We start from the raw sequence: 11,592 nt of genomic DNA, 5'->3' as shown, positions 1-11,592 counted from the left end.
GGCGATCTCGCCGATGCGCTCCAGCGTTTCGGCCGACAGGTCCACCCCGGCATTCAGCTGTGCCCAACGGTCGGCCTGATCCTCGGTCTCGGGGGCGGCCTCGTCGGTCTGGGCGACGGTCAGATGATCGACGTGACCGTCTCGACCGTGGGACAGGCCAAGTCGCTCAAGGGCGGCACGCTGCTGATGACGCCGCTTCTGGGCGCCGATGGCGAGATCTATGCCATCGCGCAGGGCAATCTGGCCGTCGGCGGGCTGGGGATCGAAGGCAATGACGGCTCGTCCCTGACCGTCAACATCCCCACAGTGGGGCGCATTCCCGGCGGGGCAACGGTCGAACGCGCGGTGGAATCGCCGTTCCAGTCGTCCGACTTCTTAGTGCTGAACCTGCACAGGCCCGATTTCTCGACCGCGGCCGCCGTGGTGCGCGCCATCGATGCAACCTTCGGGCAGGGCACCGCGATCGCGGTGGATGCGGCCTCGATCAGCGTGTATGCGCCCGCCGATCCGGGGCGGCGCGTGGCCTTTGCCGGTGCGCTTGAGAATATCGAGGTGACGCCTGACGCGCCGCCTGCGCGCGTGGCGATCAACGCCCGCACCGGGACGGTCGTGATCGGCGGCAATGTCCGCGTCTCGCCTGCGGCGGTGACGCATGGCTCGCTGACCGTGCGTGTGACCGAGGATTTCAACGTGGCCCAGGGCACCAATGCCGCCACCGGGCCGGGCGGCACGGTCATCACGCCGGGCGATCCCGTCGTCACCCCCGACACGCAGATCGACGTCAACCAGCCGGCGGCGCGCGCCTTCGTCTTCGATGCCGGCGTGACCTTGTCCAGCCTCGTCGATGCGATCAACGCGGTGGGCGTCAGCCCGGCCGATCTGGTCGCGATCCTCGACGCGCTGCGCGAGGCGGGGGCACTGCGCGCCGAGCTTGTCATCATCTAGGGTCACGCCATGCAGATCACCGCCGCCTCTGCCGGAATGCCGATTAGCGCCCCGGACCGCCCGGACCGCGACCAGATCATGCAGGCCGCGCAGGGCTTCGAGGCGCTGTTCCTGTCAGAGCTGCTCAAGGCCGGGCGGGCGGGTCTGCCGGGCGACAGCCTGACCGGCAGCAGCGCCGTCACCTCGGCGCAGGAGATGCTGGACAGCCAGCTGGCCAAGGCCTCGGCCGGGGCGGCGGGTCTGGGACTGGCCGAAGCCATCGCGCGGCAATTCGCGCCGTCTGCCGCAGGTGACGCACCATGAGCAACCTTCTGGATATCGGCCGCAGCGGCATCCTCGCCTATCGCACCGCGCTGGCCACGGTCGGCGAGAACATCGCCAACGTGAACACCGAGGGTTTCCGCCGCCGCGATGTGGCGACCGTGACGCAGCACGGCGCGCAGAGCACGCCGACGACAATGCCTTCTGGTCCGCAGGGCGTCAGCCTGGCCGAGGTGCGCCGCGCCTTCGACGCACTGGTCGCGGATCGCGCGCGCAACACGCAGGGCGGCGAGGCTGCCGCCCAGGCGCATCTGGCGGGGGCGACCGCCATCGAGACGCTGATGATCCCCGGAGACGAGGGCGTCGACGGCACGATGCGCGCCTTCTTCGACGGGCTGGCGCGGCTGGCAGCCAATCCGACCGACATGACGACGCGCGGGCTTGTGCTGCAACAGGCGGCGGCGCTGACGGATGCCGTCTCGGGGCTGGGGCGGGGCTTTCAGACCCTGCGCCGCGACATGCTGGTCGACGCCGCCGCGCAGGCCGAGGCCGCGCAGGGCCTGCTGGAGGAACTGGCCGTCATCTCGCGCCGCATGTCCGAGGCGGGCGAGGGCGCCCACGCACTGGCCGACCGGCGCGACGCGACGCTGACCGAACTGGCGCGCATCCTGCCGATTTCGGTCACGCTCGGCGTGGCGGGCCGTCCGACGATCCGTCTGGGCAGCGAGGCCGGACCCCTGCTGCTGGAGGGCGTGCGCCCCGCTGCGCTGTCGGTGACCGGAGAGGACATGCTGACCCTGCATGTGCGGGCCTCGGACGGGCAGGTCACGCAGTCCCGGCTGCTGGCCTCGGGCAGTCTGGCGGGAATGTCGCGGGCGCTTGGCGCGCTGGACATGGCCGCGGCCGAACTGGACGCCTTCGCGCGCGAGATGACGAATTCGATCAACCGCATCCATCGCGGCGGGGTCGATCTGCGCGGCACGCCGGGCGGCGACATGCTGGCCAATGACGGCTGGCGCGCGGACCCGGCGGCGGGCAATTCCGGCCGCGTGCAGGTCGCGCTCACCACTATGGCGGCCAGCGGAACCCGCGCGCCGATCGATCTTGTCTTTGACGGCGCGCAGGGCCTGTGGCGCGCGCTGGATGCGCAAGGCGCGGAACTGGGCTCGGGCCGCGAGGAATTGCTGCTGGACGGCGTGCTGGTCCGCATCGCGGGCGCGGCCCGCGACGGCGACCGGATCGCGCTGCGCCCGGTCACGGGCCATGCCGCCGATCTGCGGCTGGTGCTGACCGATCCCGCGGCGCTGGCGGCGGCCTCGGCCTTTGCGGCGGCGGCGCAGCCGGGCAATACCGGTTCGGCGCAGCTGACGGCGCTGCTTCAGCCGCCGCCCGCCGCGCCGATCCCGACGCTGTCCGGGCAGACGCAGCCGATGGACCTCTTGGGCGGGGTGGTGGGCCTCATCCCGGCCGGCACGCAGGCGGTGACGGTGGCCAGCCTTGGCCGCGCGCCCGCGCTGACCCTGTCCCCGGCCGCGGGCGCGCAGGCGCTGGTCATGCCCGATGGCAGTTTCAACCTTGCGGGCCTTGGCGATGCCGCCGCGATGGCCGCCGCGCTGAATGGCGGGCTGACCGACGATCAGGGGCGCAGCCTCGCCTCGCTCGGCCTGGTGGCCGAGGCGCAGGGCGACACGCTGCGGCTGACCCGCCCCGCCGGAGCCCCCTTGCCCGATGCGCAGTTTCTGGGGCCGTCGGGCCTGATCGCCGGGTTGGCCGAGCCCGGCCAGCCGGTTTCGGGCACGATGCAGATCCTGACCCGCAACGGACGCCATGTCGCGGGAACCCCGCTCTCGGCGGCCGAGGCGGCAGCGTTGCTGACGCCCGAGAACGGCTTTCTGCCCGGCGCGGTCTACGACCCCTCGCCCTTGGTGCTGGACGGGGCGGGCTATCGCGGCGCCACGGTCGCGCTGACCGGGGCCGAGGCGCTGCATCGCGCGCAGGTTCCCGCGCCCTCTCCGGTCATCGGGGCGCCCGGCGCCCTGCCGGTCGCGCCTCCCGCCAGGCTGAACCTGGCCGATCTGTCCGGCCGCAGCGCCCGGATCGCGCTGCCCGAAGGGGCCAGCGCCGCCGTGATCGCGGGGCGGCTGAACGCCGCGCTGCCGGGCATGACCGCCGAGGCGAGCACCGCGCTTGAGGTCTCGGGGCTGGGCGCCGGCCCGGTCTCGTTCGATCTGGTCGGGCTGAACGGCAACCCGGTCCGGATCGAGGCGCTTCTGACCGGCAACGATCCGGCGCCCCTGGCCGAGGCGCTGAACCGCGCCGCGCCGGCGACCGGCATCCGCGCCGAGATGGCCCCCGATGGCAGCCGCCTGCTGCTGGTGCAGGATCAGGGCCACGACATCACGCTGATCCACCGTCAGGGGGCGCTGCAGCTTGCCCCCGCCACGCCCGAGGGCCAGCGTCTGGGCCTGCCCGCCGATCTGCCCGCCGGGCAGGCCTGGCGGCAAGGCGGGACCGTCATGCTGACCCATGCGGCGGGCTTCCAGATCGAGGGGGGCGCCGTTTCGGCCCCCGTCGCGCCCGCACCCGTGCGCTTCAGCGCGGCCGGCGCGGTGGCCCGTCTGGATCTGCCCGCGATCCCTGGCCTGGCCGAGGGCGGGCAGGCCCTGTCGGTCACCCTGAACGGCATCACCGCCGAGGCGGCCTTTGCCCCCGCGACCCCCGCCCGCCAGATCGCGCTGACCATGGCGACGCTGCTGCGCGCCGAGGCGCCCGTCGCCGAGGCGATTTCGGCGCCCCTGTCCGCGCTGCCGCCCGAGGGGGCGTTCCTGCCCCTGCAGGTCGACGGCGCGACCTATCGTCTGCGGTTCCAGAACGGCGAGCCGGTGATCGACGGCCCCGAGCCGGGGCGCGTCACGGCGGCGCTGGACGCTTCGATGCGGCTGGTGATCCGGGCCGAGGGCGTGACCGACGGGGCGGGCCTTCTGACGGCGCAGGCCGCGGCCTTCGGCTTCGGGCCGGGGCAGGGGCGCATGGTGCTGACCGGCCAGCCGACCGATAATGGCGCGCTGCCTGCAGACCTGCCGGTGCGGGTGGCGGGCGCGGATTACACGCTGCGGCTGCTGCCGGGCGGCGGGCTTGACGTGCCGCCGGGCTTTCCGGGGCTGGCCAGCCGCAACCCGGCGACGGGCGCGCTGCGACTGGATCTGGCCGCGCCGGCCACCGGGCTGGTCGTGGGCCATATCCCGCAGGCGGGCTTTGGCGGGCCGGATGCGGCCATCCGCGTCGATGGCGACACGCTTGTGATGGCCTCGCGCGGGGCACCGCTGGAGGTCAGCCATGGCTCGACCGGTCCCCTTGGCCGCCAGATCGCGCTGAGCGGACTGCCGCCCGAGGATCTGATCGTGGTCGCAAGCGGCGGCGCGGCGCCCCGGATGGGCATCACCATGCAGTCCGGGCCCGCGCCGACCCATCCGGGCCGGCTGGAGGTCGAGGTGGCCGATGCCGCCACTGGCCGCCTGATCCTTCGCGACACGCTCAGCGGCCATGTGGTGGCCGAGGGGCGCGCCGACGCGGCGGGCCGGGCCGAGCTGGGCGGGATGGTGCTGCAATTCACCGGCACCGCGCGTGACGGAGACCGGTTCCAGATCGTCGCCGCGGGCCCCGGTTCGGGCAATGGCGCGATGGCGATGGCCCTGGCCTCGCTGCGTGTGGGCGATCCGGCCAGCGGCACGCCGGGCCTGGGCGACCGGCTGACGCGCATTCAGGCCGATACCGGCCTGCGCGCCCAGGCCGCCGCCCGCAGCCTGGAGACCGCTCGCGCCGCATCCGAGGCCGCGCAGCGCGCCGACGCCGCACTTGGCGCCGTCGATCTGGATGCCGAGGCCGCCCGGCTGGTTCAGCTGCAACAGGCCTATCAGGCCTCGGCCCAGGCGATGACCATCGCGCGCGACCTGTTCGAAACCCTCCTTCGCATGTTCTGAGAGGCATCATGACCATCGGAGACGCCCTGTTCGCCCGCCTCGCCCTGCGCGGTTTCAGCAAGATCACCGCCGAGGCGACGGCGCTTCAGGCGCGCATCTCGTCGGGCGTGAACGATCCGCGTCCCTCGGCCGATCCGGCCCGCGCGGTGGAATTGTCGGCCCTGCGCGAGGTGCGCGCCCGGCTTGAGACGCGCTCGGATCTGGCGCGCGATGCCAGCGACCGGCTGGCCCTGACCGACCAAACCCTGTCGGTCCTGACCGAGAACGTGCGCGGCCTGAAGCAGATCGCCCTGCGCGCCGCCAACGACGCCCTGACCCCCGAAGCGCACGCCGCGCTGCGGATCGAGGCGATCACGCTGCGCGCCTCGATGCTGGCGGCGGCGAACAGTTCGGACATTGCGGGGCGACCGCTCTTCTCGGGTTCGGCGCCGGGGCCGGCCTTCGTCGACACGCTGGACGGCGTGCGCTATCGCGGCGACGCCGCACCCAGCCAGGCGGCGCTTGGCGACCGGCTGATCCTGCCGACCGGGTTGCCCGGCGGGCAGGTCTTCGGCGACGATGCCACCGGCATCTTTGCCATGGCCGATGATCTGATCCGCGTCCTGTCCGAGCCGATGCTGTCGGCCCGGCCCGAATTGCGCGCCGAGAACGGCGCGCGGCTGATGCTGGAACGAGGACGCGAGGATCAGGCGGTCGAGGTGACGCTGACCGGCCCCCTGGGCAGCGCGAGGCTGCGGCTGGACCTGCGCCACGACGCGCCCGGCGACGCGCTGCGCGTGATCTCGGAGGCGTCGCATCTGACCGGCATCCGCGCCGAGATGGCGCCGGATGGCCGCTCGGTCCTGATGTTCGCCGAGGGCAACATCACGCTCAGCGACCAGCAGGGCGGACCGCAGCGCAGCCCGGTCCTGTCGATGGGCCAGATCGACCCCGACACGCGCGCGACGACGCGCCCGATCCTCTCGATGCGGCCCGCCCATCTGTCGATCAACGAGGTGGTGGCCCGCGCCGACGAGGCCGTGGCCCGGATGGCCGATGCACGCGCCGCAGCCGGCAGCCTGGGTGCCGCCGTCGACCGGCAGAAGGACAGCGTCGCCCAGCAGCGGCTGGTCGTCGAGCAATCGGTCTCGGCCGTGCAGGATCTGGATGTGGCGGCGGCGATCACGCGGCTGCAAAGCCTGCTTCTGTCCGAACAGGCCGCCCAGCAGACCTTCGTCAAGATCACCGGCCAGTCGCTGTTCAATTACCTGCGCTGATCCGCGACAGGGGCGGCATGCCCAGCCCCGGCGCCCTTTGCTGCCTGAGGTCGCCGCCCATCCCGATCGCCAGAAGATGGCCCTGCGGCGCGGCAAGGATGCCTTGCATCCGCGCGATCCGCGGCGCGGCATGGCCGGGATGGACCGGCTCGGCATAGCCCGAGGCATCGGCGACCAGGGTCGCTTCGCCCAGGATTTCAGGCGTGCCGTCGATCCAGACGCCCCCTTCGGGCAGGCTGGGCGTGGCGGGGATCGGGTCGGCCGAGGCGGTGCGATAGGGGGCGGATTGGCCAAGCGCGCGGTGAGCCGCCGCGACCTTGGCCTGATAATGGCCGCCCCGGCTGGGATCGCCCGCATGATAGGCCGCCACCGCCTGCGTCCAGTCGCCATGCAGCGTGTAGAGCGAGGCCAGATGCCGCGCCGCGTAGCGCGTGTTGCCGACCGGGTCCATCATCGCGGCTTCGCTTTCGAATTCCTGCCGGTGCCAGCGCCAGTTGATCTGCATGCAGCCGATATCGACATTCGTCACGCCGCTAGCCAGGATCAGCGACAGGCGCTGCATCGCCTCGGCCCGGCTGTCGTGATACGACCCCCGCCCGCCCTGGTTCAGCGTCCATGGCCAGGCCCGCAGGCGGCCCTGATGGCTGCGCCCGGATTCCACATGGGCGATGGCGGTCATCAGACCGGGTGGGATGCCCGCCTCGGCTCCGGCCGCTTCGGCCAGCGATTCGCAGTCGGGCAGGGGCTCGGTCATGGCGCGGCCCTGATGGGGCAGCAGCATGGTCAGGACCAGAGCGGCAAGGATGGTGACACGGCACATGGCATGGGCGATGCAAGCGCGGTGCCGCCCGCCCCTGTCCTGACGTATAGTCCGTCATCCCCATGGTGCAGGCGCCAATGCTTTCGGATCGTGGCTCGCACTTCCGTGCTTTGCGATGCTGTCCCGTACAGTTTCAGTGCCGAGGATACCATGACCCATCACCCCATGTTCAGCATGCCAGCCACCGTTGCGTCGAACCTGCGTGACACGGTCGAGGCGGCACGGGTCTTGGCCGGCGCGCAGGGTGCCACCCTGCAACTGGTCGACGATCTGGACGATCTGCGGCTCAAGCTCGAGGGGGCCGGCCTGACCGTCGGCCCCGCCGAGGCCGAATGGGGCGTCACGGGCGATCCGCTTTGCGTGCTGCGGGCGGCGGGCTCGGGGGCCACGGATCTGGTCGATCTGTCCCTGGTCCTGACCGGCCCGGATGAACAGCCGCTCGGCGCGCTTTATCTTTCCGCCGCGCCCGCCGGCAGCCAGAACCGCGCCCTGCGCGAGACGCTTGCGATCCTGGCGCGCGTCCTTGAACGCCAGATCGCCACGCTGCGGATGGGTCCGGCCCTTCTGGCCGAGCCGATGCTGTCGCTTCTGGACCGCCTGTCCGAGCTGGACGATGGGATCGTCTCGCAGGCGCTGCTGGGCTTTCTGCGGGCGCTGGCCGGACAGCAGGCCAGCCAGGTCGAGGCGACCGCGATGCGGATCGCCGGTCTGGCCGATGCGCCGATGGGCTTCTTCACGTCGCGCGAAATCATGCTGAGCCGCGTCGCACAAGAGCTTCTGGACGGTATCGGCTATGGCGCGCTGCTGAAGATGCGCCATGATCTTGCGGCGCCGCTTTCCCCCGAAGAGGCGGACCCCGAATTGCAGGCCCGCGCCGATCTGGAGCCCTTTGCCCGGCTGCGGCTGATCGAGCGCAGCTTCCTGGTCGCCGAGGATCCGGACGGGGTCGCGCTGTGGTTCCGTGACGAGCAGGGCGACGGGCTGTGGCGCGCGATCACGCGCGGCGGGGCGGATGGCTGGACCGCCATCGCGGCCGAGATCATCGAGGCCAGCACCGATGTGGTCGTCGAATTCGCCCGCATGCATCTGCTGCGCCGCCGCGACCTGCCCGCCGACGAGATCGCCGAGGCCTACGAGCTGCACGGCGTCATCTTCTGGTTCCGCAACAGCCCCGACGGGATCGAGGCGCGGCTCGAAGGCGGCGAGTGGCGGCTTTGCCCGATGCCCGAGGGCCTGCAGCGCCATGAACGTGCGCTGGCCGCGCTGTCCCAGCTTTGCCCCGACATGTCGGCGCGGCTGGCCGGACCTGCCCGCGACTGGCTGAACCGCATGTCCCAGACGGTGCAGGTCACGCCCTTCATGCCCGCCGCCGCCGAATAAACCCTGTCACAGGCCGATCCCGAAGGCGCCGCGATCCGCGGCGCCTTCGGCGTTCCGGCGCCCTCAGACACTGGGTGACAGGGGCAGCGATGCGGGCAGGACCGGCGCGGGCGGAGCGCCGGTCTCGGCCTCGGCGATGAAGCGGCGCAGGCGCTCGATGGCGGCCTTCTTGATCTGCGAGACGCGACCGGTGGTCACGCCCAGCACCTCGGCCACCTCGTAGACGTTCAGTTCCTCGACGAAATAGAGCTGCAGGACCAGCGCCTCGCGTTCCGGCAGGCGAGCGATGGCGTCGCGCAATTGCAGGCGCAGCGTGTCCTGCATCATCAGCTCCTCGGCGCCCGGCGTGGTGTCGCGGAACATCGAGAGGTGGTCGGAATAGACGTCGTCCAGCGACCGCGTCTGCACGCTGTCGATCTCGCGCCGCCAGCGCGACAATTCGGCGACCGGCATGTCCAGCGCGCGGGCCAGCTCCTCGTCGTTGGGCTGACGCATCAGGGCATGGGCCAGCGATTGCTCGGCTTGGCGGATGCGCGCCGTCATCTTCAGCGTCGCCCGCGCCAGATTGGACTGGCTTCGCAGATGGTCCATCAGCGCGCCCCGGATGCGGATGCCCGCATAGGCCGAAAATGGCGTGCCGGGCTGGGCGACGTAGCGCTGCGCCGCATCCAGAAGGCCGAGATAGGCGACCTGCAGCAGGTCGTCGATCTCGACCCGGCCGTTCACGCGGCCATGGATATGCCACGCGATCCGCCGGGCCAGGCCCATATGTGCCGAGACCAGTTTTTCAGGGTTGCATGCCTGTTCAGAATAGCCGCGGGGCAACATCGCAATCCTCCTGATCCGGGGCCGGGGCGGGTATTTCGACCGGACGGGTCCGGGCCGGGATTTCGTCTTCCGCCGCCGCCAAGGGGGGCGCGGGTTCGGGTTCGGGTTCGGCTTCCGGCGCCAAGGGCGCCGGGGCGGGTTCATGGGCGGGCTCGGCAGGCGCAGGCTCGGGCGCTGGCGACATGGCCGGGCTCAGCGCGTCCAGGAGGCCCGTCCCCGCCGCAATCAGCCCGAGCGGCAGACCGCTGCGCTCGGGCAGGGCCAGATCATCGGCCGTGGGCCGGCAGAGATCGGCGCGGGTCAGCACAATCATGGCTGCGCGTTCGGCCCATGTGCTGGACAGGCGGTCATGCCAGTCCGGGTGCAGGCCGGTCGGGATGACCAGCCAGAAGACCGTGCCGGGCAGTTCGGCCAGAGGCGCCAAGGCCTGCGGCTGCTGAGCGGCGGCGTCCAGATCGGACAGGTCGATGATCTGCACCTCGTCCGGAGATGGTGCGGGCAGGGGCGGAACCCCGCCAAGCCGCCAGACAGGCCGCTCGGGGACCAGTCCCATCAGCCGCGCATGGCGCGACAGCACGCCCGGCGGGGTCAGGCTGTCGGGACGCGGCGCGATCAGGCGCGGGCGCGGTGCATCGGCCAGACGCAGCGAGGCCGCCGCCAGACGCGCCGCCAGCAGGCTGCGCCCCGAGCCGGGCGGACCGACCAGAACCACCCGACGCGGCAGGTGCGGCGGCAGGCAACCGACCGGCGTCCCGCCGCCCCGGCGCGCGGCCATCTGCGACAGCAGGGCTGCGGCGAAGTTCGGCTCGGGTCGTGGCGCGGGGGTCAGGTCGGTCTCGTCGGACGAGGCGGCCTCGATCTCGACTAGGCCGCGATGCTGCCGGGTCGACAGGATCAGCGCGTCGGGTCCCAGAACGCGGAGCACCTCGTCCATCGCCTGCGCCGTGTCGGCGCCTCGGATCGTCAGCCGGGTCATGCGCCCTGTCCTCCGGGTTGGGGCAGGCTCTGCTGCGGCATGCCGATGCTGCGCGACACCTCGACGCGGCGCGTCTCGGGCAGGTCGGTCAGCGACAGGACCAGCGCGTCAGGCAGATGCGGCCTGAGGAAGGCGGCCAGCGAGCGCCGCAGGGCGGGCGAGACGGCGATCATCAGATGCCCGCCCGTGGCCTGCGCTGTCTCTTGCGCGGAGGCCAGTTCCGACAGGATCGTCGCGGCAAGGCCGGGATCCAGCGAGATGCCGTCCTCGGCCGGGCGGCGGGCGCGGATCAGGATCTGTTCCAGATCGGGTGCCAGCGTGACCAGCGGCAGGACGGCACCCACCGGCGCGAGCTGCTGCAGCAGCAGCGGGATCAGGGCAGGGCGCAGGGCCTCGGCCTGGGCGGGGATGCTGGCATTGCTGCCCGCGATCTGCGCCAGCCCTTCGAGGATGCGGCGCAGGTCGGAAACCGGCACCTTGTCGGCCAGAAGCTGGCGCATCACGGCCGTCAGCACATGCAGCGGCACCAGCTTCGGCACCACCGTCTGCACCAGCGTGGGCGCGGCCTGGTTCAGCGCGTCCAGAAGCGCCTGCACGTCGTCTGCGCCCAGCAGATCGGCGGCGTGGCGTTGCAGCACCTGACCCAGATGGGTGGCGATCACCGCCTCGGCATCGACGACGGTGTGGTCGTCGGCTTCCGCCTCGGGGTGCTGGTGCGGCTGGATCCAGACGGCCTGGAGGCCAAAGGACGGGTCGCGCACCTCGATCCCGGCCAGCTTGCGGGTCGAGCCGTGGCCGGGAATAGCCAGCTTGCGGTCCGCATAGGCCATGTCCTCGGCGACGATGGTCTGGCCGATCCGCAGCCGGTAGGCATTGGGCGGCAGGGTCAGGTCGTCGCGGATGCGGACGCCCGGCACCACGATGCCAAGCGCGCGGGACAGTTCGCGCCGGATCGCAGTGATGCGCGAGACGAGCGTTCCGCCCTCGGCCCCGCTGGCCAGCGGGATCAGGCCATAGCCGATCTGCAGCGTCAGCGGCGCAAGGTCGGTGACCTCTTCGGGCGTGATCGGGGCAGGGGCGTCGCTGGCGGCGGCCTGCGCGCCGCCCCCTGCGGCGCTGGCGGGGCCGGGGACGGCGGGCGCATCG

The 11,592-nt window shown here is 72.1% G+C and carries 9 protein-coding genes; 5 read left to right on the top strand and 4 right to left on the bottom strand.

The genetic code is table 11. The features are described from left to right. From flgI to QAR72_RS15030, 4 genes are all read left to right on the top strand, one after another. Positions 1-945, top strand: a 945-nt coding sequence (gene flgI / locus QAR72_RS15045; protein WP_304618194.1) for a flagellar basal body P-ring protein FlgI, incomplete at its 5' end; no start/stop codon positions are given. Between the two features lie 36 nt (positions 946-981). Continuing rightward, a complete protein-coding gene (locus tag QAR72_RS15040; RefSeq protein ID WP_304618193.1) occupies positions 982-1,248 on the top strand; it encodes a rod-binding protein in 267 nt (88 codons plus the stop codon). Further along, on the top strand, positions 1,245-5,186 hold the full coding sequence (locus tag QAR72_RS15035; RefSeq protein WP_304618192.1) for a FlgK family flagellar hook-associated protein: 3,942 nt from the start codon (positions 1,245-1,247) through the stop codon (positions 5,184-5,186). The genes QAR72_RS15040 and QAR72_RS15035 overlap by 4 nt, the downstream gene beginning before the upstream one ends. Positions 5,187-5,194: 8 nt before the next feature. Continuing rightward, complete coding sequence (locus QAR72_RS15030) at positions 5,195-6,442, top strand: flagellin N-terminal helical domain-containing protein (protein ID WP_304618191.1); 1,248 nt, start codon at positions 5,195-5,197, stop codon at positions 6,440-6,442. Here the strand turns inward: QAR72_RS15030 and QAR72_RS15025 are convergent. Further along, on the bottom strand, positions 6,426-7,262 hold the full coding sequence (locus QAR72_RS15025) for a lytic transglycosylase domain-containing protein (RefSeq protein ID WP_304618190.1): 837 nt from the start codon (positions 7,260-7,262) through the stop codon (positions 6,426-6,428). The two genes, QAR72_RS15030 and QAR72_RS15025, sit on opposite strands and share 17 nt — an antisense overlap. Positions 7,263-7,412: 150 nt before the next feature. On the opposite strand from QAR72_RS15025, the gene QAR72_RS15020 reads away from it, so the two are divergent. Then, positions 7,413-8,642: a hypothetical protein gene (locus QAR72_RS15020; RefSeq protein ID WP_304618189.1), complete on the top strand. Its 1,230-nt coding sequence runs from the start codon at positions 7,413-7,415 to the stop codon at positions 8,640-8,642. A gap of 63 nt (positions 8,643-8,705) precedes the next feature. Here the strand turns inward: QAR72_RS15020 and QAR72_RS15015 are convergent, their stop codons facing one another. From QAR72_RS15015 to QAR72_RS15005, 3 genes are all read right to left on the bottom strand, one after another. Beyond that, the gene (locus tag QAR72_RS15015) at positions 8,706-9,470 is read right to left on the bottom strand and encodes a sigma-70 family RNA polymerase sigma factor (protein ID WP_304618188.1); all 765 of its coding nucleotides are present in this window, start codon (positions 9,468-9,470) and stop codon (positions 8,706-8,708) included. Beyond that, the gene (locus QAR72_RS15010; protein ID WP_304618187.1) at positions 9,448-10,446 is read right to left on the bottom strand and encodes a hypothetical protein; all 999 of its coding nucleotides are present in this window, start codon (positions 10,444-10,446) and stop codon (positions 9,448-9,450) included. The genes QAR72_RS15015 and QAR72_RS15010 overlap by 23 nt, the downstream gene beginning before the upstream one ends. Next, on the bottom strand, positions 10,443-11,592 hold a 1,150-nt coding region (locus QAR72_RS15005; protein ID WP_304618186.1), incomplete at its 5' end, for an FHIPEP family type III secretion protein. The genes QAR72_RS15005 and QAR72_RS15010, both read right to left, overlap by 4 nt.

This window comes from Paracoccus sp. (in: a-proteobacteria) (assembly GCF_030604785.1).
Classification (GTDB): domain Bacteria; phylum Pseudomonadota; class Alphaproteobacteria; order Rhodobacterales; family Rhodobacteraceae; genus Paracoccus.
This window is presented reverse-complemented; position numbering and strand designations above follow the sequence as displayed.